The following is a 25,197-nucleotide window of genomic DNA, read 5'->3' as shown; positions in this document are numbered from 1 at the left end:
TCACCTCTTCGGTTTGAGGATGTTCGTCAGGCCGTCACCGATGAGTGCCAGCGCGAAGGACACGAGGACCACGGCGAAGCCCGGCCACAGGATGAGGCCGTAGTTGCCACTGCCCATGTACTGCTGACCGTCGTTCATCATCTGCCCCCAGTCGGCGGTCGGCGGGACGATGCCCAGGCCGAAGAAGCTGAGGGTGACGACGACGCCGATGTTGAGCACGATGTCGCTCATGGCGTAGATGATGCCCTGGCTGGCGGTATTGGGGATGACGTGTCGGGCAAGGATGCGCAGAGTCGTCAGGCCCGAGGCCCGGCAGGCGGAGATGAACTCCTCTTCACGCAGGACGAGGACCTCGCCGCGGACGATCCGGGCATAGGCGACCCAGGACACGGCGCTGATGGCCACGAAGATGCTGGCCATGCCGTTGCCCATGACGAAGACAAGGACGATGACGAGGACGTAGAAAGGGAACGCGGAGACGATGTCGGCCAAGCGCATGATGACCACATCGACCCAGCGACCGAAGTAACCGGCCAGCGAACCCAGAACTGTGCCGAGGAGGAACGGCACGATCACGGCGACCACGGCGACGATGAGGTCGACGCGTCCGCCGTGGAGGAAGCGGGAGAGGATGTCCCGCCCGAGCTGATCGGTGCCCATGGGATGCGCCGCCGACGACGGCCCGAAGGCGTTGAGCAGATCCTGCCGGTTGGGGTCCTCCGTGACGAAGAGGGGACCGACGGCCAGCACCAGGACCATCGCTGCGAGGATGACGACGCCGGTCCACAGCTGGAGATTGTGACGCCGGAGAAAGCCTGGCAGAGGCAGCGTGAATCGTGCACTCGGGGTGGCGCGCGCGGCAGTCCCGCCCCGGGTCCGCGGCGGCTTCCCGGACGGGCCGGGCGCCCCGGCCGAACCGGGACCAGACGTCATCGGAGCACTCATCACGCCCCCAATCGCACGCGCGGGTCGACGATGCTGTAGACGATGTCGGTGAGCAGGTAGACGGCGACGACGAGCACGCCGAAGATCACCGTGAGCGCCTGGACGACGTTGTAGTCACGGGCGAGGACGGCTTCCATGAGGAGCGAACCCACACCGGGGATCGCGAACACGTTCTCGACGACGAGGGCACCCCCGACGAGGTGGCCGACCTGGATGCCGAGGATCGAGATCCCCGTGATCCCGGCGTTGCGGAACGCATAGTTGCGCACGATCTTTGACCTGCTCAACCCCTTCGAAGCGGCGAAGTTCGTGTACTCGGCCGACATCGAATCGCTCAACGCGGCCGTGAGGCTGCGGATGAGCACCGGGCAGATGGTCAGGGCCACGGAGATCCCGGGCAGGACGAGGGAGTAGAGATGCTCGCCGAGGCTGCTGCCGTATCCGCCGACCGGGAACAATCCCGTATTCACTCCCAGGACGAGGATGAGGAGGGTGCCGACGAAGAACGCCGGCATGCCCTGGACCGTGGCCGTGAAGACCCGGGACACGATCGCCGAGGCGGATGACTTCGTGGCGGCGACCCACAGCGACAGCGGCACCGAGATGATCACGGCGAAGATCAGCGAGACGAGCATGAGCATCAGCGTCGCGGGCATCCGCAGCTTGAGCAGTTCGAGGACCGTGGTCTGGAAGAGGAAGGAGCGGCCGAAGTCACCGACGACCAGTCCGCCGAGGAACTGGAAGTACTGGATGATCATCGGCTGGTCGAGACCCCAGGCGCGATGCAGGCGAGCGACGGTCTCCGGAGTGGCTTTGTCGCCGAGGTAGGCGGCCGCCGGATCACCCGGTGCGAGCTTCATGAGAATGAATGAGAGAGTCGCGACCCCGAGGACGATGGGGATCATCAGCAGCACGCGTCTGAGGATGTACTTTCCCACGCGCGCTCCCTCGAAGTGTGACTCGGATTACACCGGTCAGTCTATTCGCAACATGAGTTGCCTCCGGGACGCACCCGGCTGCGTGTCGGACTCACAGTGTCGGCCCCACAGGCCCATCCCCACCCGCAGCCCCTCGAGCACGGCCGCATGGACATTGCGGGAGGCGACCGCGTCCCCGATCCGATAGAGCGCGAACGATGCGTCCGCCTCGGTGACGGGGGAAGTCGTCGTCGGCTCCGCACCCGCTGCGGCACCTGCCTGAGTGCCAATGGACGCTGGGAGGTCCGGCTGCGGTCGGCCGTGCACCCATGCGTCGAGATCGGTCGCCCCATGATTGGACGAGAACGGCTTGAGCGCGAAGTAGACCTCATCGTTCGGCGTCGTCCCGAAGTCGACGACCACCGCATCGGTGACGATCTCGGTCTCCCGATCCGAATAATCGTTGCGCAGATCCGCGACGATCTCGTGTCCCTGGATCCGCGGCTTCGCGCTCAGACGTTCGCCGAGGCGGACCTCGACTCCGAATTCGGAGAACACCTGGAGATAGGCCGGGGAATTCATCGACCCCACATCGACGCCGATCGTGCGTTCTGGGCTGACATAGGTGACCTGCCCGCCGCCCCGAGCCAGGCGTTCGACGGCGTCGAGGGCGGGGTAGAAACCGTGATCGTCGAAGACGAGAACCCGCTGCTTCGACTTCAGCCGGTCGTCCATGACGTCCCAGACGTCGAAGCTCGGCCCCTGCTCGCGGAACGGATACCCGGCGTCGGGAACTCCTCCGGTGGCGACGATGACGACGTCGGGGTCGAGTGCGAGGATGTCGGCCGCCTCTGCGAAGGTATTCAGTCTCAGGTCGACGCCGTGCTTGGCGCACTGCTGGACGCGCCAGTCGATGATGCCGATGAGGTCACGCCTGCGCTGGGATCGGGCGGCGATGCGGACCTGACCGCCGGGGGCGTCATCGGCCTCGAGCAGGGTCACGCGGTGTCCGCGGACGGCGGCGACGCGGGCGGCTTCGAGCCCGGCGGGGCCGGCGCCGACGATGACGATGTGCTTGGGGTCGGAGGCGACGTCGTGGGGGATCTCCTGCGGGAGGTCGGCTTCGCGGCCGCTGGCGGGATTGTGGATGCAGGTGGCTGAGCCGGAGGTGTAGATCGAGTCGAGGCACATGTTCGCGCCCACGCAGGGGCGGATGTCCTCTTCACGGTGCTCGCTGATCTTGCGTACGAGGTGCGGGTCGGCCAGCTGTGCGCGGGTCATCCCGACGAGGTCGAGGCACTGATCCTCGATCGCGTATCGGGCGGTGGGCACATCGGCGATGCGGGCGGCGTGGAGGACGGGGATGTCGATGGCCTTGCGGATGCGACGGCAGGTCTCGAGCCAGGGCGCCGAGGGGGTGCCCATGCCGGGGATCGCCGCGGCGAGTTCGCGGTCGGAGTTGATCATGCCGACGTTGAGGTTGAGGAAGTCGATGCCGTGGGCGGTGTAGGTCTCGAGGATGTCGACGGCACGGTCCTCGCGCATGCCGTCCTCGCGACGTTCGTCGACGGCCATGCGGATGCCCACGAGGAAGTCGGCCGGCGCCGCCGCTTTCACGGCGTCGATGATGCGCAGGGGGAAGCGGATGAGGTTCTCCAGCTCTCCGGAGTACTCATCGTCGCGGTCATTGAGCCAGGGAGCGAGGAAGGAGTCGATAAGGTGGCCGGCATGCATGATCTCGAGCCCGTCGAGGCCGGCCTCGGCGACCCTGGAGGCAGCGGCTGCGAAGTCGGCGACGATGCGGTCCATGTCGAAGTCCTCGAGCGCCTTCGTAAACGATCGGTGGGCGGCCTCCCGGGTCCGTGAGGCCGAGACCAGCGGCAGCCAGTCCCCGGCGAAGTTCGAGGACCGGTGACCCAGGTGGGTCGCCTGGATCATCACGGCCGCGCCTTCGTCATGGCAGTCCTGCGCGAGTGTTGCCAACCAGGGCACGACCTCGTCGGTGGACAGGTCGATGTTGCCGAAGGCCGCGGGCGAATCCCGCGACACGATGCCCGAACCGCCGATCATCGTCAGGCCGACCCCGCCGCGAGCCTTCTCCCGGTGATAGAGCCGGTAGCGGTCCTTGGGCATGCCGAGCTCGGTGTACGCGGGTTCGTGCGAGGTCGAGACGATGCGATTGCGCAGCGTGAGGCTGCCGAGTTCGAAGGGCTGGAGCAGCGGGTCGTCTGACATGGGTTCCTCCTCCATTGCAGGAACGTCGTCGGTCGGCTCCGCGGAGCTGTGCAGATTCGCCGCGCAGTGACGCTGCGGCACCTACCTGCGCCGCCGCACCGACCGATTCATTGTGAGGTAATCGATTACCGATTACCTGGTTCCATCGTGCGTCTGCGCGGTTATGCTGTCAATAGGTTTCAGACAGTTCTTCGATGTGGAGGGGGAGTCGACGTGGACCGTGCACGGCCCCAGGCACAGTCGCTGCGCGAGCACGCGCTGGCGATCATCCGCGACGCCATCACCGCCGGCGACCTCGCCGAGGACCGGATCTACTCCGCAGCGGGCCTGGCCAAGGAACTCGGCATGTCGCTCAGCCCGGTGCGTGAGGCGATGATGTCGCTCGTCACCGAGGGGACGGTCGAAGCAGTCCCGAACCGCGGCTTCCGACTCGTCCCGATCACCGAGGACGACCTCGAGGAGATCATCCGCATCCGTGTGCTCCTCGCCGTCCCCGCCGTGCGGAATCTGTGCGAGCTGGCTGCCGCGGGGAGCGCCGAGGTGGCTCCCGGAGTCACCATCACTGAGGCGCTCTCTCGGCTGCGCGAGCATGCTGAGGCCACGATCGTCGCGGCTGAGTCCGGCGATGTGCCCGAGTTCTACACACGCGACCGCAGGTTCCACGAGGCGCTGCTCGAGTACGGCCTCGGCCGCAGGGCAGCCGAGATCAGTTTGCGACTGCGCGACCAGTCGCGACTGTTCAATGTCCGGAAGCAGATCGATGACATCGCCGTCGATTCGGCCCGAGAGCTGCCGCGCATCATCGACCTCATCGAGTCAGAGGAGGCCGACGCTGCCGCCGAGCTCGTCACCGGCAACCTCTACTTCTTCAGACGCGGCAGCTCCTGAGCTCAGCGTCTCCTGAGCTCGCCGGCGTCCGGCAGCGAAGACGGCCAAGCGCAGCCGGACCAGACGACAAGGGCCGGCGTCCCTGCAGGGACGCCGGCCGATGAACTTCCGCTCAGCTGCCGGAGCGGTTCAGCCGACTGGCGATCTGTCGGTCGAACCGCCTCGGCGCCGGATCACTTCGCGACTTCGTGGATGACCGGGATGGGCATCGTATCGGGGTCGAGGTCGGGATTGTCGTCCTGACCGGCCACGAGCGCGACGGCCTCCTCCTTCGTCTCCACCGTCGGGAAGGACCCGAGCAGCGGGCGACGCGCGGACTCCTTGATGAAGCACACGGCCACGAAGGCGATCACGGAGAAGAACATGATGTAGAACGCCGGCATGTACGAGTTGCCCGTGAGATCGATGAGCGCCTGAGCGAACAGCGGGGTCGTGCCGCCGAACAGAGACACACCGAGGTTGAACGTCAGACCCATCGCACCGTAGCGCGAAGCCGTCGGGAACAGCGCCGGCAGCGTCGAGGCCAGGCAGGCGATATAGAACCCCGCCGGAATCGCGACCATGAACAGCGCGATCGTCACGGTGGTCATCGTGCCGAGCTGCATGACCGCGAAGGCCGGAATGATGAGCACGATCGTGGCACCGGCGGCGATCATGAAGACGAACTTGCGGCCCATCTTGTCCGAGAGCTTGCCGATGAGCGGCAGGCACAGCGACATGATGACGAGCACCGGGATGGTGACGACGGCGGCCTGGATGTTCGAGACCTTGACCGTCTCCTCGAGGTAGGTGGGCATGAAGCTCGTGAGCGCGTAGCCGACCGTCTGCGAACCGGCGACGATCGCGATGCCGAGCAGGATCTCCTTCCAGAAGTGACGGACGACGCCGATGAGCCCGTGACGGGCGTACTGGTCGTCCTTGTCCTTCGTGATGAGACCGGCGTCCTCGTTCGCTTCGAAGCTCGGAGTCTCGGGGATCTTCAGACGGAACCAGATGGCGACGGCACCGAGCGGAATGGCGATGAGGAACGGGATCCTCCAGCCGCCGTCGAGCATCGCGTTCTCTCCTGCGATGCCCGTGCTGATCACGGTGGTGATCGCGACGGTTCCCGCACCGGCTGCGAAGCCGAGATAGGAGCCGACATCGAGCCAGGAGGCCCAGTAGCCGCGCGACTTGTCGGGCGCGAACTCCGAGACGTAGGTGGTGGCACCGGCGTACTCGCCGCCGGTGGAGAAGCCCTGGATCATCTTGAGCAGGTAGAGCGGGACGATGACCCACAGCCCGACCTGGGCTGCGGTCGGCAGAACGCCGATGAGGGCGGTGGCGGTGGCCATCGTGGCCATCGTGAAGAACAGCACCTTCTGGCGGCCGATCTTGTCACCGAGCGGTCCGAGCACCATGCCGCCGAGCGGGCGGACGAGGAACGAGACGGCGAAGCCGAGCAGGGTGACGAGCAGACCCATCTGCCGGTCCATACCCTCGGTGAACACCGAGGTCATGGTCACGGCCAGGTAGCCGTAGACACCGAAATCGAACCACTCCATGAAGTTGCCGACCGTGGTGCCGCCGATGGCGGTGCGGATCGACTTGGTTTCGACGACGATGCAGTGCTCTTCTTTGAGCCGCTTCTTCATCGCCTTCCGCTCTCGGCGCGAGGGCTTCTTCCCCCCGGGGACGGATTCAGCGTGTTCAGTTGTCATGAGTGGGTCCTCATTTCGACATATTCAAGGCCGCCGAGAGGGGCTCGACGGCGAGGCGTTCGGTTTCGAACAACGCGAAACATCCTTACGTGCTCGCATAGGCAAGTCAATAAAGTTCGTGAGGCAGGTCACAATCACGAGTATGGCAGAAACGTGTCGTCGTGGCGTCGTAAATGTGAAATTCGCAGAAACGCGCAAGGCCGCTGTCCCCAGTCGGGACAACGGCCTTCGGCGAATGCTCGCTGAGTGGGACCTGTGCAGATGTGCGGTCAAACCGGCTGCGGATTGCAGGCGTTGCGGACTCAGAATTTAGTCACACGAAAGTAACCTAATTCAGAATCGACGGCTCCGCGGACATGTCCGGACGGGCTCGCGGCCACGGCCTGGAGGAAATCGACGGTCTCTGCGGTGATCTCCTCGCCCGGCAGAACATTCGGGATTCCGGGCGGATACGCGGCCAGCGAGCTCACGCTCACCCGTCCGACCGCCGCGGCGGCGGGGACGAGCTCGGAGTCGGCGAAGAACGCCTCACGGGGCAGCATCGCCAGGCGTCCCGCGCTCGGCAGAGGGGGGAGTGTGGTCGCCGAGGCGGGGATGTCCGTCGCGGCCTGAGTGTCGGTCTCGAGGCGCAGGGTCTCCAGGCGCAGCGTTTCGAGCGCGTCGATGAGACGGGAGATGTCCGGGGACTTCCCGATCCCGATGAGGGCGACGAGCGTCGTGGCCGTCGACATCTCGGCGAAGATGTCGAAGTCCTGGGCCAGGCGCTCGCGCACCGTGTGGCCGTCGAGGCCCGTGGCCGTGATGTCGATGGGCAGGCGGAACGGGTCGATATCGACGACATCCGCATGGCTGAGGAACTCGCCGGAGAGCAGGTGGTAGCGGTCGGTGGCCTCGATCTGGGCGCGCACGTGGCGGATGTTCTCCAGCGACTGGGCGATTGCGGCACCGGAGGTCATGAGTTCGCGGCGGGCCAGGTCGATCGAGGCGAGCAGATGCGCGTTCTCACTCGTCGAGGACGTCATCATGAAGGCGCGGGCCAGCGCGGGTTCGAGGCGGTCGGCGAACTCGGTGTCGCCGAGGTGGAGCAGCGCGGACTGGGTGAGCGAACCGGCGAGCTTGTGCGTGCTCATGATGACGATGTCGGCACCCTGGGTCACCGGCGAGGCCGGCAGGTCGGGGTGGAAGCCGAAGTGCGCACCCCAGGCGGCATCGACGATCAGTGCCGCACCCGCGGAATGGGCCACCTCGGCGAGGGATTCGACGTCGGCGACGGCACCGAAGTAGCTCGGGGTGACGAGGTAGACGGCCGTGACCGGCTCAGGGTGATTCCGGATCGCCCGGCGCAGGGAATCGGGGGTCACGCCGTGGGCGATGCCGTTGACCTCGTCGACGTTGGGGAAGACGAAGCCGGGGTTGAGCCCGGCCAGCACGATGCCGTCGATGAAGCTCGAATGGGCGCTGCGCTGGGTGACGACCCCGGTGCCGAGGGTGCCGACGGCCAGGGCGGCCATCCGGTTGCCCTGGGAAGAGCCGTTGGTGAGGAACCACGTGCGGCGCGCGCCCCAGGCCTCGGCGGCCAGGCGCAGCGCTTCGTCCTTCGGGGTATCGAGACCGAGGTCGATGCCGTCGAAGAGCGGGGGGATGTCCAGGGAGAGGGTGTGCTCACCGAAGAACTCGGCCTGACCGGCGGATATGCCTTCATCCGTGCCGCCGTGTCCGGGGGTGGACAGGAACAGCGAATTGCGGTCGGCCGCGTGCGCAAGCGCTTCGGCGTAGGGGGCGCGCGACTGCGCGTCGGAGGGATGCGGCAGGGATCCCGCAGAGCAATGCGGGGCCGGGGGAATGGGGGAGTCATGATGCACGGTCATGCCTCCAGACTAAGGAGGCCGGTGCTGCGAGGAGAATAGCAACTTTCCTCCCATGCTCTATAGTCAGTATTGAACCGGGTGAGGGCTCAACAGGTACTCGGTGGGAGCTCGAGGATGACCGGATGGGGGAGGGTCATGGAACCTCTGGACACGCGCGGACTCACCGCTCTGCGGGCCGTCGCCGCAGCCGGGTCCGTGGCTGCGGCCGCTGCGGATCTGCAGTGGAGCCAACCGACGGTCAACCACCATCTGCGCAATCTGGAGAGGGCACTGGGTGCCACGCTCATCGAACGCAGTCCGCGCGGATCGCACCCGACGACCGTGGGCAGCCTCGTGGTGTCGCGTGCCGTCGAGATCCTCGGACTGTGTGAGCGCCTCGGCGCCGAGGTGGCCCTGTGGCGTGATTCCCAGGCGGTCCCCGTCCGGATCGGCGCGGTGCCCACGGTCGGTGCCCGCGTGATTCCCCGTCTGCACGATCAGCTGCAGACCCGTCCGCGTTGGCAGACCCGCGACGAGGCGGTCGCCGGGGATCGGACCGAGGTGCTCACTGCGGCGCTGGACGTGACGATGGACGAGCATGCGAAGCTCGTGGCCCGGCTCGAGTCCGGTGACCTCGATCTGGCGCTGCTGGTCTCGAGTGATCTCGACCGGACGTGGATTCCGACGGCGCTGAGTGCGGCTCACCTCTACTCCGAGCGGCTGTTCCTCTGTGTGCCGAAATCCATCGGGCCCATCGCCGTTGACTCTCAGGGCCTGCCCGATCTCACGGTGCTGGTGTCCCAGACGTGGGCGTTCAGCATCGATCCCGGCGATGCCATCGACGAGGTGGTCCGCTCCTTCTGCCTCGCCGCAGGCTTCGAGCCCCGGGTGGGGATGCGGATGGATGACTACGCGGCCATCAACCGGATGATCTCGGCCGGGTTGGCGGTCGCGATGATCCCTGAGTCCTCACTGTCGATCGACCCGGACATCGAGGTCATCCCGATGCCGCTGAGCGCCTGCCGCCGTGACGTCCTGTTGGTCTCTCGGTCCGCATCGGCGAAGCCGGGCGTCCGTGACCCGATCGTCAGGGCCCATGATTCCGCCATCGCCGAGGTGGTCGCCGACGTCCGCACGGTCACCCGGCAGTGGCGGTGAAGGGTGGGACGGTTCCGGGTCCACGTGGAACGCCCGGGCGGTACGTGAGCGCTGTGCGCGGTCAGGTCAGTGCGGGTTCCAGGCGTCCTCGATCGCGACCTTGTCGGTGACCGCCTCGGGCAGCGATTTCTCGGCGAGGTGGGCGATGGTCACGTGCTCGAGGACGTCCCGCAGGGAGTAGCGGGCGGCGATCCACACCTGTTGGAGCGAGGCCGCAGTCGCGTCGTAGCTGACGTTCTCGGGGCGCTGGCCGTAGATCGAGACGAGGGGGCCGTCGACGGCGCGGATGACATCGGCCACAGACACCTCGGCGGCGGGTTTCGTCAGTCTCCATCCGCCGGATTTGCCACGGACGGAGGTGAGGATGCCGACGCGGCGAAGGTCGGCGAGGATGGCCTGGAGGAACCCCTTCGGAATGTCCTGTCGGCGACCGAGCTCATCGGCGCTGATGGGTGCGCCGTCGCCCTGCGCGGCGATCTCGATGAGAGCGCGCAGCGCGTAGTCCGACTTGGTGGTCACCCTCATGCCGTCATCGTAACAGTGGGCGCCGGTACCGGTGCGCCCGCCGGCAGGTGTGAGCCCACGTGCCGGCGGGCGGGTCCGGCCGGTATCAGGCTCCGGCGACGGGAACGACCTCGGCCGCCTCGGCGGTGTCGTCCTTGCGCACCTTCCGCTCGACGCGGACGACGTGGACGAGCAGGGCGGCCCAGACGACGGCGAGGACGATGAGCACCGTCGAGAGCACCGGCGTCGTGGCACCGAGTGCGAGAGCGATGGTGCGGGCATTGGTGAGGATGATGATCCCGCCGGCGGCGACGGCGAGGATGCGGGCGGGCAGGATCTTCACCAGCCAGGCGGCGAAGGGTGCGGCGATGATTCCGCCGATGAGCAGAGCGGCGACGATCTTCCAGTCGATGCCGGCGTGTCCGAGAGCGAAGAGGAAGCCGAGCGATCCGCCGACGGCGACGACGAACTCGCTCGTGTCGATCGAGCCGACGACCTTGCGCGGTTCGAGGCGACCCGAGGACAGCAGCGTCGTGGTGCCCACGGGTCCCCAGCCTCCGCCGCCGATCGAGTCGAGGGCGCCGCCGACCAGGCCGACGGGCACGAGCAGTTTGACTCCGGGGCGGCCCTTGAACTCAGGGCGACGGCCGCCGAGGGCGAGGAAGCGCCAGATCACGTAGACGCCGAGGGCGAGCAGGATCCCGGAGATCCACGGGGTAGCACCGTCGCCGTTGAGTCCGGAGAGGAAGGTGGCCCCACCGAAGGCGCCGATGAAGCCGGGAACGGCGAGAAGCGCCACGGTCTTCCAGTCGACGTTGCCGAAGCGGTGGTGTGAGATCCCGGAGACGAGCGAGGTGCCGATCTCAGAGAAGTGCACCGCCGCCGAGGCGGCTGCCGGAGCGACGCCGGCCGCGAGGAGCAGGGTCGTCGAGGTCACCCCGTAGGCCATTCCGAGGGACCCGTCGATGAGCTGGGCGATGAGTCCGACGAACCCTAAGACGATGAGCTGCCGCATGGTGGTGCCTTTCCGCGTGCCGACAATTGTTGAGCAATTCGTTCTCGCACCACAATAGCTACTAAGTCCAGCGAATAACTACACTATGACTTTCTGTGACGATTCGGGTTTCTTCGCCTGGTGGTCGACCTCGAAGGCACACTCTGCCGAGGATCACAGGGCGAGGATCGCGGGCACGGTGAGCACCGCAACGTAGTAGCCCATGAACTGGACACCCGCGTGCATGCCGATCATCCGGTTGAACAGACCGCCGACGAGGCCGACGGTGATCGTCACGCCCAGGGCCAGCAGCCCGCCTTCATAGAGGCAGATGACGCAGATGAGCGCGGCGAAGCCCGCGATGATCGCCTCATGGGAGACCGAGGTCATCACCCACGTCGCCGCCCGGTGGGCATTGCGCATCACGAATGGGTAGGCGATCGCGATGGCGATGACCGCGGCGATGACGGCGAAGAGCGCGAACTGCCCGGTCGTGAGCAGATCGTGGAGATTGTTCGTCTCGCCGGACTTGGTGTCGAGCGTGTAGACCGGGGGAGCGTTGAACAGCGGCGCCGCAGGTCCCGCGGCCATCGGTGAGAGCGGCAAGCCGATCGCGATGAGCGGGATGAGGGTCTCGGCGAGATAGGTCGATTCTGTCGTGCCGTTGCGCACGGTCATCACCGTGGTCAGCCGGTGATAGCCGTTCTTGATCCGGCTGCCGGTGATCTCACCCATCAGCACCGCCATGGCGACAGGTGAGAAGACGAATGTGGCGCTCGTGATCGCGGCGGAACCACTGGTGTAAGCGATCTGAGTACGATCAAGGGTCCGGAGCGGGTTCGGCAGACGGCGACTGGCGGGGCGGACATCGGGCGCGAGGGTGAACTCGCGTTTGCCGTCCTGGGTCATTGTCTTCCGTCCAGTGGGTGAGAGGGCCGCGAAGAGATCGAAGATCAGCGGTCCGGTGGCGATGCCGAGGAAGAACGATGTCGTGAACGTCGCTTCCTTCTGCTCCATGATGAACGCCTGTAGGCCGACGATGAGCAGAACGAAGGGGATGAGAGCGGCGACGGCGGCGAGCTTTCCCTTCGACGTGTAGGCGACGAGGACCGCGGCAGCAATGAAGATCCAGGGAGCTGCGGCCCCGATCGCCTCGGCGAAGGGGGTGAGGACAAGGGCGAAGAGGATCGAAAGTGGAATTGCGATGATCACCGAGATCACTCCGCCGGAGATCGCCTTCTGCAGGGCGATGTGCGGCACTCCCAGTGCGCGCAGCAATTGAGCCTCGCGCAGCATCGGCACGGCCGTCGTGTCACCGGGGATGCCCAGCAAGGTCGTCGGCACCGCATGGGAAATGTGCTTGGAGATGATGGCCGCGAGGAAGAAGGCGATGACGCCGGCCGGAGGAACGCCGATGAGAATGACGAGAAGGGCCAGCGGGGCGACGATTGCGGTTTCGTCGGTACCCGAGATGAGGCCGATTCCGGTGAAGAGAACAGCGGCCAGCAGTGCCATCCCGACCGCCCAGAGGATCGGTTCGATGAGGTCCGCGCTCACTGGTCATCGCCCTTGCTCGGAGCGGAGGCTGATCCATCTGTCGGGGTGGATCCTTTCGCGCCAGGTCCGCGGTCGTGCGACTCTGTCGGACCGCCTCGGTGGGCGCGGGCCTCATGGTTCTCGAGAAGGGCATCGAAGAGCCCGAGTTCCCTGACCTCCTGCTGTGCGGCGGGACCGAGTTCACGAGGGTCGCCGAGATCACCGTACTCCTCGACGATTTCGTCGATGACGTCCTGTCGGCTTCGGTTCTCCACAGCCGTAGTCGTGATCACCCGTTTGGGTTTGAACATGAAACCGACGATGACTGCGCCGAGGATGCAGCCGACGATGCCGACGAGTAGGGCGTACGAGTGTCCGAGGGCTTCGTCCCCCGAACTGGCGAAGGCGCGGTCGGCGATGAGATACGCCGGGACGGCGATTCCGACACCGATCGCGATCCCTCCCACGAGATGGCGGGAATCGACTGTGTCGTTCCACACTTCGATCAACTGCGGCATCGTTGCCTGCTTTCTCTCGTTCGATGTCGTTCTGGTCGGTGATGCGTGTCTAGGATGCCTGCTTTCGCTCAGCGGTGATCGCCGAGGAAGTGGCAGAGGCCAGAGGTCGACCGAGCCTATCGCTCAGCCATTGACTGGTCGCCGCCGCTGCTTCGATGTCCACACCTGTCGCGATCCCGAGCCCCGCGAGCATCCACAACAGATCTTCGGTCGCGAGATTTCCGGTAGCAGTCCGTGCGAACGGGCAACCTCCCACGCCGCCGACCGAGGCATCGAACTCCGTCACTCCGAATCGGAGAGCGGCGTACACGTTGGCCAGGGCCTGCCCGTAGGTGTTGTGGGTGTGCAGGGCGATCGCATCGATCGGTATCCCGGCGCTGACCAGGGTATCAAGTACGACAGTCACGTGTCCGGGCGTCGCAGTGCCGATCGTGTCTCCCAGCGAGATCCGAGAGCACCCTGCATCGAGAAGCTGTCTCGCCGCGGTCGCGACTTCCTCAGGGGCAACGGGACCTTCCCACGGATCTCCGAAGACCATCGACAGGTAGCCGCGTACCCGCAGATCCGACGTGACCGCACTTCTGGCGACGTCAAGTCCGCGTTCGGTGGTGATCTCTCGGGTGTCACCGAGATTGGCCCGGGAGAACGCTTCGGTGACACTGAGAAATACAGCAACGTCTCTCGCTCCCGCGTTCAGCGCCTCATCGAGTCCTCTCTGATTGGGAGTGAGCACCGGGTAGGCGATACCGGAATCGAGATCGAGTCCTTCCAAAACCTCCCGGGTATCTGCCATCTGCGGAACAGCACGTTCAGAGACGAAGCTGCCGGCCTCTATGGACGTCAGTCCTGCTGCGCTGAGACGCGAGATGAGTTCGAGTCGTGTGGCGACGGGCAGAGTTCGATCCTGAGACTGGAGGCCGTCACGGGCGCTCACCTCATAGACAGAGACGGAGGAGGGGAGTCCGGACTGTGAGTATTCCTGGGGCAACGACCTATTCATCGGGAGCCGCCGGAACGGATTTCGGCGAGGAGTGATTTCACCCGGTCGAAGCGGAACGCCTTCTCCTCGATGAGAGTTGCGACGATCGACTCAGTCTCCTCGGGAGTGGCTCCGGCCGCGGCCGCTAGATTCTTGGCATGGAGCGACATGTGGCCGCGTTGAACACCCTCTGTCGCGAGTACTCTCAGGGCAGCGAGATTCTGAGCGAGACCGGCGGCCACGATGATCTCGGCGAGGTCCGTCGCAGTCGATACTTCCGCGATCTCGAGTGCCGCGCGGGCGGCGGGGTGGACTTTCGTCGCTCCGCCGACGAGTCCGACGGGCATGGGCATGTCCAGGGTGCCCACCAGATCGCCTTCCGCGGTCTTCTCGAAGACCGAAAGCGATGTGTAGCGCCCGTCGATGACCGCGTGCGAATGAGCCCCGGCTTCCACAGCGCGGGTATCGTTCCCAGTGGCCAGCACCACGGCCGAGATCCCATTCATGATGCCTTTGTTGTGAGTGGCGGCTCGGTAAGGATCGGCGGCAGCGAGTTCGTAGGCATGGATGATGTTGTCCACGACTTCGGCGCCCCCGAGCAGTTCCCGGTCGAAGACGGCGCGGGCCCGCGCGATTCTCCGGTCGGCCTTGTTCGTGAGGATTCTCAGGAGGGCATCGCCGTCGGCGATCGTCGCGACTGTGCCTGAAACAGCTTCGGCCATCGTGTTCACGGCGTTGGCCCCCATCGCATCACGGACGTCGACAAGCAGGTGGACGAGAACGTACGTTGTCGTACGCGCGTCGACGAGCCGGACCTCGAGATCGGCGACGCCGCCGCCGAGCTCGACGAGAGTGGGGTCCTGGGCGTTAGCCAAGTCGATGATCTCTGACTTGCGCTCGAGGATGCGTGAACGTGCCGCATGGGGGTCGCCGACATTGATGAGCTGGATCTGTGCTTGCATGATCGGTTCTGTCGAGCTCGTGACGAAACCGCCTTTCGGCCGCGCGATCCTCGCCGCATTGCTGGCGGCGGCGATGACCGAAGCCTCCTCGGTTGCCATCGGTACGAGGACGTCCGTGCCGTTGACGGTGAAATTGGTGGCCACGCCCAGGGGGAGCGAGAAGACTCCGAGCACGTTTTCGCTGAGATTCGCAGCATCTGTGGGCTCGAATGCGGAGGAATCAAGCTGCGAGAACACCTCACCGTCGAAACCGGTCGCTTCGGTGACGGCCGAGCGTCGCTGTGCGACCGTCATATTTCTGAACCCGGCAATGCGGCTGTTCTCTGCCATTGTGTATCTCCAGTCGAGTCGTCATCGGCCGACGGTGATCGTCGGGTGGAGTGGATTCGCAGAGTTCAGTCAATCACTCGGGGCTCGAGCGGGATATGGCTGTTTCGCACCGAATAGAAGTCCGTCAGTGTCTGAATCAGACAGTGTCCAGCGGAGGGGTCGCCCTTGGGCTCAGTCGTCCGACGCCAGCTTCGCGAGGCGCAGCGCGACTTGGAGCCGAAACGCACGTTCAGGTGCCCTCCACCCAGTGCCGAGGATGGAGTCGATCCGCTCGAGTCTCTGTTTGGCGGTGTTCACGTGGATCGAGCACGCTGTCGCCGTTCTGCTGACGCTCGAACCTGATTCGAAGTATGAGCGCAGAGTGTCGACGAGTTCTGCGGAGTGCCGGAGATCCCAATCACGAAGCGGGCCGATCATGCGTTCGACGAAGCGCTCCACCTGTTCGGGCGCGCTGCCGAACATTGCGGTGTAAGGAGCGAAGTCCTCGATCTTGTGGATGCCGTCATCGAGCCCGAGAGCGTCGAGGATGCGGACACATGACCACAGTTCCTCCTCCGCTTCTCGGAGTTGGGCTCGGTGGACGTCGGACCAGGAAGCGACCGTCATGGTGCCGGCCAAAGCTCCTGAGGTCGTGATGACGTCGTCTAAATCTGGTCGTTCTCTGCGAACCGAACTCGGAATGAGGACGGTGAGCCCGGGCGAGCGCTGAGTGAGCAGGATCCGGGGTTCGACTCTCGTCAGTCTGGATCGGACGTGCGCGACGTCGTCGGGCTCGACCCGGACCGCCGTCAGCTGCCACGGTCCGGTCAGGTCGATGTCATTGGAAAGTGCACGAGCCTCCAGCTCCTCGAGTCGTCGGGTATTCGCGATGAGATCGACGGCGAGTTCGCCGCGGGCCCGATTGTCTGCGTCGGCCCTTGCTTGTTCATTCATTCGGATGAGCGCCAAGGACTGCGCTGCCTGAGCAACGATGTTCGCATCGCCGTCAGCAGGCTCGGAACGGAAGCGGACGAACAGTCCACTGTGCTGGCGACGGTGCGATGCCACTGAAGCGGCGAGCAGCGTGGACTCGCCGGCTACCTCGGCGCTGCGCCCGGTGCGTCGACTCTCTTCGAGCGCGACGATGAGGTCCGTACGATCGATGTCTGGGCCGGCAAAGATGTCCTCGGTCATGGGTGAGCCGAGACTCCTGGCAGTATCGGAGGACTCGAGGCGGGTGCTCTCGACGAGAAGCACGTTGGCGTCGAGCAGATCGCTGATGGCATCGGTGACTGCCGCGACTCCCTTTCCTTGGAGGACGAGCTGAGTGAGATGTTCCTCGACCTCGACGAGCCGCCGAAGTGTGTTTGCCTGCGCCGCAGCCGACTCTTCCGCCTGAGCAGAGACGCGGGCCGCCTCAGCGAGATCGCCCATCAGCCGCGCCGTCTTGAGTACCACCGACGCGTGGTCGGCCAGAGCTGTGAGCAAGGCGATCTCATCGGCGGTGAAATCATGCGAATACCGATTGGCCGCGAAAAGAGCTCCGAGAACCTCGTCGTCGACGATCATAGGCACTCCGAGGAGCGATTCCATGTGTTCGGCTTGCACCGCAGAGTCGACTCTTCGTTCGTGGGGTAGTTGGGTGACGTCGTAGTCCGATGTCCAATGTGCGGCACGGTCGTGGACGACTCGACCGGCCAGACCGATTCCCGGCGGGACGCGGAGTTCTTTCAGTTTCGCCGAGATGGCACCGCGAACTGCTTGGACGCGCAACTCATCGGTGTCCGGATAGTACTGGGAGAGATAGGCGATATCGCATCCGATGAGGGCACGTGCTCGATCAACGAGCTTTTGCAGCAGTCGCTTCGAGTCGCGGACGCGGATGAGCTCAGACGCGCTCTCAAGTAAGGCGGAACGTTCGTGATCTTTCTGCTTCCACCTCGTCATCTTGGCGGAGAGATCGAGGAGAGAGTCGATGAGGTCAGGATGGTTGCCCAGCTCCGTCTCAAGTACTCGTCGATCCACGGGAGCGCCGTGGGAGAGGCCTTTGACGACCTCGGCGATCGAGTCAGCACTCACTGTCACAGGATCATCGAACTCTTCCATGGTCCCATTGTCGCAATGAGCAGCGAGTGCCCGCGCACCTTGGGCGATGTCGACCTCAGCCTGCGGCGGCGGAGCCCTTCACCGTGGTGTTCTCGCGCACGACCGGCAGCTCGCAGGTCGTCGACGCCACTTGGCGGTAGCCGGAGAGGAACGTGTCGAGCCGTTCGATCGCCTCGCTGAGCACCTCGACCGAAGGCAGGGTGACGAGGCGGAAGTGGTCGGGCCTCGGCCAGTTGAAGGCCGTGCCGTGGGAGACGAGGATCTTCTGCTCGCGGAGCAGATCGAGGGCGAACTGTTCGTCATCGGTGATGCCGAACTTCTCGACGTCGAGCTTCGCGAACATGTACAGCGCACCGTCGGCACGGTGGGCCGAGACGCCGTCGATCGAATTGAGTCCTTCGTAGGCGACCTGCATCTGCGCTCCGAGTCGGCCGGTCGGCAGGATGAGGTCTTCGATCGACTGATGCCCGCCGAGCGCGGCTTGGATCGCATGCTGGGCCGGCACGTTCGAGCACATGCGCATGTTCGCGAGCAGTTTGATGCCCTCGAGGTAACTGTGGGCGTCCTCGAGCGGACCGGTGATCGCGAGCCAGCCGGAGCGGTAGCCGGCGACCCGGTAGGCCTTCGACAGCCCGGAGAAGGTCAGGCACAGCACGTCGTCGCCGGTCAGGGTGGCCATGTTGATCAGTTCGATGCCGTCGTAGGTGATCTTCTCGTAGATCTCGTCGGAGAAGACGATGAGACCGTGGCGGCGGGCGATGTCGGCGATCTTCTGCAGCGTCTCCTTCGAGTACACCGCACCGGTCGGGTTGTTCGGGTTGATGACGACGATGCCGCGGGTGCGTTCGGTGATCCGGGATTCGAGGTCGGCCAGATCGGGCTGCCACGCGTTCTCCTCGGCGCAGCGGTAGTGGACCGGCGTGCCGCCGGACAATGCCACCGAGGCGGTCCACAGCGGATAGTCGGGGCCGGGCACGAGGATCTCGTCCTCGGGATTGCACAGGGCCTGCAGGCTCAGCGTGATGAGCTCGCTGACGCCGTTGCCGAGGAAGACCTCGTCGGTGCTGAGGTTCCGGATACCGCGGGTCTCGTAGTACTGGACGACGGCACGGCGGGCGGAGAGGATTCCGCGCGAATCCGAATATCCCTGCGTGACCGGGAGGTTCGCCGCGATGTCCTGGACGATCGCCTCGGGGGCTTCGAAGCCGAACGGGGCGGGGTTGCCGATGTTGAGCTTGAGGATCGTGTGCCCGGCGGCTTCCATCGCCTGGGCCTCTTCGAGGACGGGTCCCCGAATGTCGTAGAGGACATTGGCCAGCTTCGACGACTGCCTGAACATGTGAACCGTGGAACCTTTCATCCGACATCTGTTCCGCCTCCCACGCTAGGCCCTCGCCGAGGTGGTCCTGACCAAACAGAGGCCCGTTTCCCAGACCTTTGCCGGGTTCGGCGGATCGTTGTCCAGACCTTTGGAGGCTCAGGTCACACGGTCTGAGGGCTGATCATGGGTCTGATGCCACTGTGGACCGCGACCTGAGGCGGTCGCGAGTGCACTGCTGACAGCGGACACAGGGTCAGCGAGGTCCTTCGGCGCTCGCCACGCGATGACATGATCGGGTCGCACGAGGATGCCGTCGCAGTCCGACCCCGAATAGATCCTGTCCCAGACCCATCGGTGCTGTGGGTCGATGGTGCGCGGATCGACGGTACGGACCGCGATGCCGGTCCCTGGAGGATCGTCCAGCGCTGTGGCAGTGCGACTGTCACGGTCCGCGATGAAGGTGAAGCGGAGCGGGTCGAGAAGGTCGAGGGTGCTCTGTTGGGAGCCGTGGAGTCCGATGTGGGGAAGGCGAGTGCCGGGCCTGCCGCTCGGCGCGGCCGGATCTTCGACGGCCGTCGACGCAGAGCGGTCTCCGGTCGTCGCGGATCGATCGGCCTCGTTCGACTCCGCCGAGAGGCCTCGATAGGCGAAGCCCAAGGTCAGCGTGTCGGCGTCGATCTGGTCCGGCGGCGCGGACTGGCCGGGAGATTTCCGCGAACGCAGCAGAGCCTGGTCGACGATGAGCCGCACCAGCGGACGCCGCTCTGCCGCGTAGGTCTCAAGCAGCTCGCCTCCGGCCTCGCCACGGCAGACTGCGGCGATCTTCCAGGCGAGATTGTGGGCGTCCTGAACTCCCGTATTTCCGCCGAATCCCCCATAGGGCGGCATCAGGTGAGCGGCGTCGCCGACGAGGAAGATCCGTCCTTGGGACAGTCGCTGTGCCACATACGCACCGGCGGTCCAGAGGAGCACGCTGTCGATCTCGGGGGTGAGGTCGGGCAGCCCGGTCGCCTCCCTGATGAACGGTAGGAGGTGTGCTTCCAGTTCCTGGGGTCCGGCATCGACGCCCCACTCTGGTCGCAGGTGGGTGCCGAGCTGCCACAGTCGCTCCCGTTCGTTGCCGCGGGCGAAGAGGAAGGCCTCGGCATTGCGGGCCATGAGCGCGTCGACGTGACGCCCGCGCAGTGCGGGCGACAGATCGGCTCGGAACAGGGCGCTGACCGCTGTCCCCGGCACCCCTTCGCCGAGCATGGCGATGCCCAGCTGCTTTCTGATCGGGCTCTCCGCGCCGTCGGCGGCGACGAGGAATCGGGCGCGGATGCTCGAGGACCGACCGTCGCGGTGCAGCGTTGCTGCGACGCCGCTGTCATCCTGGCGGATGTCGGTGGCCGTCGTTCCGAAGTGGAGGAGTGCGCCGAGGCCTGTCGCACGATCACGGAGGATCGGCTCGATCTTCTGCTGGTCGCACGAATACGCGCCGACGTGACTGAGTCGGGACTCGGCTGCTGCATTCTCGGCCGGCGGGATCCACTCAACGTGTGAGTCCGCGAGGCTGTCGGCGACGGTGAACCCGCCGCTCGGCTCTCCGGCGGCGCGGATCTCGTCCTCGATGCCGAGGCTGCGGTAGAGCTCCATCGACCTGACATTGACCAGTCGCGCTTTGGGGTGGAGTGACGTCGACGGGTGCCTCTCGGCAAGGATGACGTCGAGACCCTGCTGTGCGAGGAAGGCCGCTGCGGCAAGACCGACCAATCCGCCGCCGACGATGAGGGCATCGCAGCAGCCCTCGCGCTCGACACCACCGTCGAAGCTGGTCATCGGATGGTCCACTGAATCGGTCATCGGATGTTCCATGGATTGGGCCGCGAGGCGCTTCGCGATGGCTCGTCGTCGGCCGCTGCGCGAGCGTCCCTCGACGGTGTTGACTCGACGGCAGGGTCCTCTGCCAGGGAGGTCGTCAGTCGGCCGAGCTGGTGGGCGAATCCGGTGATCTCGTCCTCGGTCCAGTCCGAGAGATGGCGTGCGAAGTCGGCCGTGAGTTCGGCACGGAACTGTGTGCGCGCCGCCCTTCCGTCGGCGGTGAGCTCGATCGAATACGAGCGTCCGTCGCCGGGGCGGCCGAGTCGCGTGACGAGTCGACGATCGAGCAGATCGCCCACGGCTCGGGTGATCGACTGCGGTGGGACGTGAAGCTCGCGAGCCGCCTCGGACGGGGTGACCGGGGCCTGCGCGGCGAGGTTGAGCACGCCGAGCGCAACGGTGCCCAGCGCCGATTCCGCACCCGCGCGACGTTGCAGAAGTGCCACTCGATGAAGATCGCGGACGATCGACCAGACCGAATCAGTTACTTCCATGTAGGAAGTATATCGTCACTTCCGGCGCCGGACCAGAGAAGACCAGCTATTCTGTGAGGCGTGGTGGATTCGGATTCGGCGCCCCGCCGGAGGGGGCGCCCGCGCAAGGGGCAGGGCGGCGACACCCGCGCGAAGATCGCCGAGGCGGCCGCCGCTGAATTCTCCGACAACGGCTACGACGGCACGAGCATGCGCGGCATCGCCCGACGGGCCGAGGTCGACGCGGCTCTCGTCCACCATTACTTCGAAACGAAGGCCTCCCTGTTCACCGAGGTGGTCAGGCTTCCCGTCCGCCCCGACAGGATCATCGCCGCGGCTCTCGATGCGCCCTTTCCCGAGCTCGGCGGCTCGATCGTCCGCACGGTGCTGCTGGCGTGGGAGGACCCCAAGCTCAAACACGTGGGCGTGACCGTGCTGCGCTCTGTCGTCACCGGTTCGGCCGCGGGCAGGCTCCTTCGTCAGTTCCTGCTGCGCGAACTCATGTCGGCGGTGGCCGAGCGGATCGAGGGCGGCGGTGTCGACTCCGAGGAGGCGCGTCGCCGGGCATCGATGGTGATGACCCAGATCGCCGGAGTGCTCATTCTCCGGCATGTCGTTGAGGCCGAACCGCTCGTCTCGCGATCGATCGATGAGATCATCGCGTCGACCATCCCGGCTGTCCAGGGCCACATCGAGGGGGTGCGGGCGGAGGACTGATCGAACCCGATCACGACACCTCGGGTCTTGACGGGAGAGCGAACGAAGCGTCTAATTCATCATATGATGAATAATTTAGTCGAGGCTCGCGGCCTGCGCGTCAAGCGCGGGAAGTCGATGGTCATCGACGGACTCGACCTCACTGTGCCCAAGGGGGCGATCGTCGGGCTGCTCGGCCCCAGCGGCAGCGGCAAGACGACGCTGATGCGTGCCGTCGTCGGCGTCCAGATCGTCGCGGGCGGTTCGATCACGGTCTTCGGACAGTCGGCGGGGAGCGCCACTCTGCGCCACCGAGTGGGCTACATGACCCAGCAGGCGAGCGTCTACGACGACCTGTCCGTGCGCCAGAACCTCCGCTACTTCGCACGGGTTCAGGGAGCGCCACGCGCCGATGTCGATCGAGTCATCGAACGCACGGACCTCAAGGGTGAGGCCGACCGGCTCGCCCGAACGCTCTCCGGCGGGCAGGCCAACCGAGTCTCTCTGGCAGCGGCGATGCTCGGCTCCCCGGAGCTGCTCGTTCTCGACGAACCGACCGTCGGTCTCGACCCGGTGCTGCGCGCCGACCTCTGGGACATCTTTCGCAGCCTCGCCGACGACGGGACGACGCTCCTCGTCTCCAGCCACGTGATGGACGAGGCCACCCGCTGTGACCGGCTGCTGCTCATGCGCGAGGGTGAACTCATCGCGGACACCACCCCGCGCGCACTGCTCGAATCCACCGGAGAGGACACCGCCGAGGACGCCTTCCTCGCCATCATCGAAGCGGATGCGCGGTCGACGGCCCACCCGCGGACGCGACTTCTCGCAGACCGCAGAGGAGGTGTCCGATGACCCCGACCCGCACCTTCGCGACAGCCGGCAGAGTCCTGCTGCAGATCCGCAATGATCCGCGCACGATCGCACTGCTGCTTGTGGTACCGAGCCTCCTCATCGGTCTCGTCGCCTGGATCTTCGACGAGACGGATGTCTTCGCGAGGATCGGCCCGGCGATGCTCGCGCTCTTCCCGTTCATCGTCATGTTCCTCGTCACGAGCATCTCCACCCTGCGCGAGCGTCGGAGCGGAACGCTGGAGCGGCTGCTGTCGATGCCGTTGGGGCGCGGCGACTTCATCCTCGGATACACCCTGGCTTTCGGGCTGCTCGCTGTGGTGCAGACGGCCGTGGCCGTCGGCTACGCGACTCTGGTGTGCGGTCTGGAGATCGAGGGATCCGTCGGACTGCTCTTCGTCGTCGCGATCGCCGACGCCCTGCTCGGCACGGCGTTGGGCCTGCTGGCCAGCGCCTTTGCTCGCACGGAGTTCCAGGTCGTGCAGTTCATGCCCGTGTTCGTGTTCCCGCAGATCCTGCTCGGCGGGATCTTCCTGCCTCGAGACCAGCTGCCCGAGGTGCTCGAGATCATCGGCGACTGGCTGCCGCTCTCGCACGCGATCGACGCCCTGGATGCCGTGTCGACCGGCAACGAGGATGACGCCTATATCTGGCTGCGGGTGCTCTTCATCGGCTGCTGGATCGTCGGCGCCGTCATCGTCGGCTCGCTGACGCTGCGGCGTCGGACGCCGTGAGATCTGGCGACGGCGCGGACAGTTGCGAGCAGGGTCGTCAGTTCCTTCCGGACCCCATGGGTTCGGTGCGGTCGGTGAGTGCGTACGGCCGGCGGCCCTGACCTCGGACGAAGGCGAGATAGCACAGCCACAGCGCGACCACCCACAGCAGACCGACCCACAGGGCGGGGCGGGAGTCGGGGACGATGCCGACCATGACGACGACGAAGACGATGAACGCAACCGTGATCCACGAACCCACCGGCCACAACGGCATGGGGAATTCGCTGGGAAGACGCGCCTCCTCGGCGATGGTCCGCTTCATCCGGATATGGGAGGCGAGGATGATCAGCCACACGAGCACCGTGGCGAAGGTGGCCAGCGCTCCGAGGAGGAACAGGGCCTGATCAGGGTAGAGGTAGTTGAGGACGACGCCTGCCAGCAGCGCGACGATCATCGTCACCACGGTCATCACGGGCACGCCGCCCGGTGAGGTGCGTGCGAACGAACGTGGGGCTTGGCCCTGTTCCGCCAGACCGTGGAGCATCCTGCCGGCGCCGAAGATGTCGGCGTTGATGGCGGACAGGGCTGCCGTGATGAGGACGACCTGGAGGATGGCGGCCGCCGCACTGAAGCCGACCGAGTCGAAGATTGCGACGAAGGGGCTGATCTCGGAGGTGATCTGGTTCCACGGCAGGATGCACATGATCACACCGAGGGTGAGGACGTAGAAGAGGAGGATGCGCACCGGCACCGAGTTGATGGCGGCCGGCAGCACCTGCTTCGGATTCTGCGCCTCTCCCGCGGTGACGCCGATGATCTCGATGCCGCCGAAGGCGAACATCACGATGGTGAACGATGCGAGCAGACCCCAGAACCCGTTGGGGAAGAAGCCTCCGTGGGCGAACAGGGCCTGCGGGCCCATCTGATCGTGGTCGGCGATGCCGAAGCCGAAGATGATGATGGCCACCCCGGCGGCGATGAGGGCGATGATCGCAACGATCTTGATGAGCGCGAACCAGAATTCGAGCTCTCCGAAGACCTTGACGCCGATCATGTTGATCGCGGCGATGAAGAAGACGACGGCGAGCACCCAGATCCAACGGGGGACACCCGGGAACCAGAAGCCCATGTACACGCCGATCGCGGTGGCGTCGAAGACGGCGACGAGGACCATTTCGAAGGCGAAGGTCCAGCCGACGAGGAATCCCGCAAAGGGGTGGATGTAGCGGGAGGCATACTGGCCGAACGATCCGGAGACGGGGTGGCGGACGACGAGTTCGCCGAGGGCGCGCATCACCATGAACACGGCGGCACCGCCGATGATGTAGGCGAGCAGCACTGCGGGTCCCGCGGCCTGGATCGACTCCGAGGAGCCCATGAACAGGCCTGTGCCGATGGCCGAGCCGAGTGCCATGAAACGGATGTGGCGGGCGGTCAGGCCTCTGCGCAGGCCCGCGTTCTCTTCGTGCGCGCTCGCGGTGTTGTCTCCGTGTTCGCTGTCGCGGTCGTACGAGGGGAGCGCCTCATTGCGGTCCTTGTCGGCTGGAGCCATCGGTGTCTGCTGTCCTCTTCTCTCGACTGCTCGTGGCCGTCTTCCTGTCCACACAATCGTGTTGTCCGGCGCCACGGCCACCTCAGACTCTCATATCGGGAGGAGGCGAGCGGACGGGCGCTGGGATAA

At 65.6% G+C, this 25,197-nt stretch carries 21 protein-coding genes; 5 read left to right on the top strand and 16 right to left on the bottom strand.

What is annotated here, in order from left to right; all coding sequences use genetic code 11:
- The 3 genes from GUY23_RS17935 to GUY23_RS17925 are packed head-to-tail and all read right to left on the bottom strand — an operon-like array spanning nucleotide 1 to nucleotide 4,097.
- Nucleotides 1–933, bottom strand: a complete 933-nt coding sequence (locus GUY23_RS17935; protein WP_166975115.1) for an ABC transporter permease — start codon at nucleotides 931–933, stop codon at nucleotides 1–3.
- A gap of 11 nt (nucleotides 934–944) precedes the next feature.
- Nucleotides 945–1,883 carry an ABC transporter permease gene (locus GUY23_RS17930; RefSeq protein ID WP_166975112.1) on the bottom strand — a complete coding sequence of 313 codons (939 nt, stop codon included), beginning with the start codon at nucleotides 1,881–1,883 and terminating at the stop codon, nucleotides 945–947.
- 36 nt (nucleotides 1,884–1,919) lie between these two features.
- On the bottom strand, nucleotides 1,920–4,097 hold the full coding sequence (locus tag GUY23_RS17925) for an oxidoreductase (RefSeq protein WP_166975110.1): 2,178 nt from the start codon (nucleotides 4,095–4,097) through the stop codon (nucleotides 1,920–1,922).
- Nucleotides 4,098–4,310: 213 nt separating this feature from the next.
- Here GUY23_RS17925 and GUY23_RS17920 point away from each other — a divergent pair, with 213 nt between their 5' ends.
- Nucleotides 4,311–4,985: a GntR family transcriptional regulator gene (locus tag GUY23_RS17920; RefSeq protein ID WP_228282529.1), complete on the top strand. Its 675-nt coding sequence runs from the start codon at nucleotides 4,311–4,313 to the stop codon at nucleotides 4,983–4,985.
- Between the two features lie 173 nt (nucleotides 4,986–5,158).
- Here the strand turns inward: GUY23_RS17920 and GUY23_RS17915 are convergent, their stop codons facing one another.
- Both GUY23_RS17915 and GUY23_RS17910 read right to left on the bottom strand, forming a co-directional pair.
- A complete protein-coding gene (locus tag GUY23_RS17915; protein ID WP_208085407.1) occupies nucleotides 5,159–6,685 on the bottom strand; it encodes an MFS transporter in 1,527 nt (508 codons plus the stop codon).
- A 302-nt stretch (nucleotides 6,686–6,987) separates the two neighbouring features.
- Nucleotides 6,988–8,553 carry an aminotransferase class I/II-fold pyridoxal phosphate-dependent enzyme gene (locus GUY23_RS17910; protein ID WP_166975107.1) on the bottom strand — a complete coding sequence of 522 codons (1,566 nt, stop codon included), beginning with the start codon at nucleotides 8,551–8,553 and terminating at the stop codon, nucleotides 6,988–6,990.
- 135 nt (nucleotides 8,554–8,688) lie between these two features.
- Between GUY23_RS17910 and GUY23_RS17905 the strand changes: the two genes are divergently transcribed.
- Complete coding sequence (locus GUY23_RS17905) at nucleotides 8,689–9,690, top strand: LysR family transcriptional regulator (RefSeq protein WP_166975104.1); 1,002 nt, start codon at nucleotides 8,689–8,691, stop codon at nucleotides 9,688–9,690.
- A 66-nt stretch (nucleotides 9,691–9,756) separates the two neighbouring features.
- On the opposite strand, the gene GUY23_RS17900 is transcribed toward GUY23_RS17905, so the two are convergent.
- From GUY23_RS17900 to GUY23_RS17855, 10 genes are all read right to left on the bottom strand, one after another.
- Nucleotides 9,757–10,215: an RrF2 family transcriptional regulator gene (locus GUY23_RS17900; protein WP_166975101.1), complete on the bottom strand. Its 459-nt coding sequence runs from the start codon at nucleotides 10,213–10,215 to the stop codon at nucleotides 9,757–9,759.
- 85 nt (nucleotides 10,216–10,300) lie between these two features.
- Nucleotides 10,301–11,209 carry a sulfite exporter TauE/SafE family protein gene (locus tag GUY23_RS17895; protein ID WP_166975098.1) on the bottom strand — a complete coding sequence of 303 codons (909 nt, stop codon included), beginning with the start codon at nucleotides 11,207–11,209 and terminating at the stop codon, nucleotides 10,301–10,303.
- Between the two features lie 153 nt (nucleotides 11,210–11,362).
- Nucleotides 11,363–12,745 carry a tripartite tricarboxylate transporter permease gene (locus tag GUY23_RS17890; protein WP_166975095.1) on the bottom strand — a complete coding sequence of 461 codons (1,383 nt, stop codon included), beginning with the start codon at nucleotides 12,743–12,745 and terminating at the stop codon, nucleotides 11,363–11,365.
- Nucleotides 12,742–13,242, bottom strand: a complete 501-nt coding sequence (locus GUY23_RS17885) for a hypothetical protein (protein WP_166975092.1) — start codon at nucleotides 13,240–13,242, stop codon at nucleotides 12,742–12,744. The genes GUY23_RS17890 and GUY23_RS17885 overlap by 4 nt, the downstream gene beginning before the upstream one ends.
- Nucleotides 13,243–13,291: 49 nt before the next feature.
- Complete coding sequence (locus GUY23_RS17880) at nucleotides 13,292–14,242, bottom strand: hydroxymethylglutaryl-CoA lyase (RefSeq protein ID WP_166975089.1); 951 nt, start codon at nucleotides 14,240–14,242, stop codon at nucleotides 13,292–13,294.
- A complete protein-coding gene (locus GUY23_RS17875) occupies nucleotides 14,239–15,513 on the bottom strand; it encodes a hydroxymethylglutaryl-CoA reductase, degradative (protein ID WP_166975086.1) in 1,275 nt (424 codons plus the stop codon). The genes GUY23_RS17880 and GUY23_RS17875 overlap by 4 nt, the downstream gene beginning before the upstream one ends.
- Nucleotides 15,514–15,684: 171 nt before the next feature.
- Complete coding sequence (locus tag GUY23_RS17870; RefSeq protein WP_166975083.1) at nucleotides 15,685–17,598, bottom strand: helix-turn-helix domain-containing protein; 1,914 nt, start codon at nucleotides 17,596–17,598, stop codon at nucleotides 15,685–15,687.
- A 55-nt stretch (nucleotides 17,599–17,653) separates the two neighbouring features.
- Nucleotides 17,654–18,937: a pyridoxal phosphate-dependent aminotransferase gene (locus tag GUY23_RS17865; RefSeq protein WP_208085404.1), complete on the bottom strand. Its 1,284-nt coding sequence runs from the start codon at nucleotides 18,935–18,937 to the stop codon at nucleotides 17,654–17,656.
- 138 nt (nucleotides 18,938–19,075) lie between these two features.
- Nucleotides 19,076–20,761 (bottom strand): FAD-dependent oxidoreductase, encoded by a 1,686-nt coding sequence (locus GUY23_RS17860; protein WP_166975077.1) that lies wholly within the window; start codon nucleotides 20,759–20,761, stop codon nucleotides 19,076–19,078.
- Nucleotides 20,758–21,273, bottom strand: a complete 516-nt coding sequence (locus tag GUY23_RS17855; RefSeq protein WP_166975074.1) for a MarR family winged helix-turn-helix transcriptional regulator — start codon at nucleotides 21,271–21,273, stop codon at nucleotides 20,758–20,760. The genes GUY23_RS17860 and GUY23_RS17855 overlap by 4 nt, the downstream gene beginning before the upstream one ends.
- A gap of 60 nt (nucleotides 21,274–21,333) precedes the next feature.
- On the opposite strand from GUY23_RS17855, the gene GUY23_RS17850 reads away from it, so the two are divergent.
- The 3 genes from GUY23_RS17850 to GUY23_RS17840 all read left to right on the top strand — a co-directional run bounded on the left by GUY23_RS17850 (nucleotide 21,334) and on the right by GUY23_RS17840 (nucleotide 23,534).
- On the top strand, nucleotides 21,334–21,969 hold the full coding sequence (locus GUY23_RS17850; protein ID WP_166975071.1) for a TetR/AcrR family transcriptional regulator: 636 nt from the start codon (nucleotides 21,334–21,336) through the stop codon (nucleotides 21,967–21,969).
- 63 nt (nucleotides 21,970–22,032) lie between these two features.
- Complete coding sequence (locus GUY23_RS17845) at nucleotides 22,033–22,803, top strand: ABC transporter ATP-binding protein (protein ID WP_166975068.1); 771 nt, start codon at nucleotides 22,033–22,035, stop codon at nucleotides 22,801–22,803.
- Entirely contained in the window at nucleotides 22,800–23,534 is a 735-nt protein-coding gene (locus GUY23_RS17840; RefSeq protein ID WP_166975066.1) for an ABC transporter permease, read from the top strand. Before GUY23_RS17845 ends, GUY23_RS17840 begins: the two co-directional genes overlap by 4 nt.
- 37 nt (nucleotides 23,535–23,571) lie before the next feature.
- Here GUY23_RS17840 and GUY23_RS17835 read toward each other — a convergent pair whose 3' ends face one another.
- Nucleotides 23,572–25,068, bottom strand: coding sequence for an amino acid permease (locus GUY23_RS17835; protein WP_166975063.1), 1,497 nt, complete (start codon nucleotides 25,066–25,068; stop codon nucleotides 23,572–23,574).
- Between the last annotated feature and the right edge of the window lie 129 nt (nucleotides 25,069–25,197).

The sequence above is a fragment of the Brevibacterium atlanticum genome, from assembly GCF_011617245.1.
In the GTDB taxonomy this organism is placed as follows: domain Bacteria; phylum Actinomycetota; class Actinomycetes; order Actinomycetales; family Brevibacteriaceae; genus Brevibacterium; species Brevibacterium atlanticum.
This window is presented reverse-complemented; position numbering and strand designations above follow the sequence as displayed.

What these genes read in the sequence shown, in the direction of transcription:
- GUY23_RS17935 (WP_166975115.1), bottom strand. Translation starts at nt 933, where the DNA reads ATGACGTCTGGTCCCGGTTCGGCCGGGGCGCCCGGCCCGTCCGGGAAG.
- GUY23_RS17925 (WP_166975110.1), bottom strand. Translation starts at nt 4,097, where the DNA reads ATGTCAGACGACCCGCTGCTCCAGCCCTTCGAACTCGGCAGCCTCACG.
- GUY23_RS17915 (WP_208085407.1), bottom strand. Translation starts at nt 6,685, where the DNA reads ATGACAACTGAACACGCTGAATCCGTCCCCGGGGGGAAGAAGCCCTCG.
- GUY23_RS17910 (WP_166975107.1), bottom strand. Translation starts at nt 8,553, where the DNA reads ATGACCGTGCATCATGACTCCCCCATTCCCCCGGCCCCGCATTGCTCT.
- GUY23_RS17905 (WP_166975104.1), top strand. Translation starts at nt 8,689, where the DNA reads ATGGAACCTCTGGACACGCGCGGACTCACCGCTCTGCGGGCCGTCGCC.
- GUY23_RS17900 (WP_166975101.1), bottom strand. Translation starts at nt 10,215, where the DNA reads ATGAGGGTGACCACCAAGTCGGACTACGCGCTGCGCGCTCTCATCGAG.
- GUY23_RS17895 (WP_166975098.1), bottom strand. Translation starts at nt 11,209, where the DNA reads ATGCGGCAGCTCATCGTCTTAGGGTTCGTCGGACTCATCGCCCAGCTC.
- GUY23_RS17885 (WP_166975092.1), bottom strand. Translation starts at nt 13,242, where the DNA reads ATGCCGCAGTTGATCGAAGTGTGGAACGACACAGTCGATTCCCGCCAT.
- GUY23_RS17880 (WP_166975089.1), bottom strand. Translation starts at nt 14,242, where the DNA reads ATGAATAGGTCGTTGCCCCAGGAATACTCACAGTCCGGACTCCCCTCC.
- GUY23_RS17875 (WP_166975086.1), bottom strand. Translation starts at nt 15,513, where the DNA reads ATGGCAGAGAACAGCCGCATTGCCGGGTTCAGAAATATGACGGTCGCA.
- GUY23_RS17870 (WP_166975083.1), bottom strand. Translation starts at nt 17,598, where the DNA reads ATGGAAGAGTTCGATGATCCTGTGACAGTGAGTGCTGACTCGATCGCC.
- GUY23_RS17865 (WP_208085404.1), bottom strand. Translation starts at nt 18,937, where the DNA reads ATGTTCAGGCAGTCGTCGAAGCTGGCCAATGTCCTCTACGACATTCGG.
- GUY23_RS17860 (WP_166975077.1), bottom strand. Translation starts at nt 20,761, where the DNA reads ATGACCGATTCAGTGGACCATCCGATGACCAGCTTCGACGGTGGTGTC.
- GUY23_RS17855 (WP_166975074.1), bottom strand. Translation starts at nt 21,273, where the DNA reads ATGGAAGTAACTGATTCGGTCTGGTCGATCGTCCGCGATCTTCATCGA.
- GUY23_RS17845 (WP_166975068.1), top strand. Translation starts at nt 22,033, where the DNA reads ATGATGAATAATTTAGTCGAGGCTCGCGGCCTGCGCGTCAAGCGCGGG.
- GUY23_RS17840 (WP_166975066.1), top strand. Translation starts at nt 22,800, where the DNA reads ATGACCCCGACCCGCACCTTCGCGACAGCCGGCAGAGTCCTGCTGCAG.
- GUY23_RS17835 (WP_166975063.1), bottom strand. Translation starts at nt 25,068, where the DNA reads ATGGCTCCAGCCGACAAGGACCGCAATGAGGCGCTCCCCTCGTACGAC.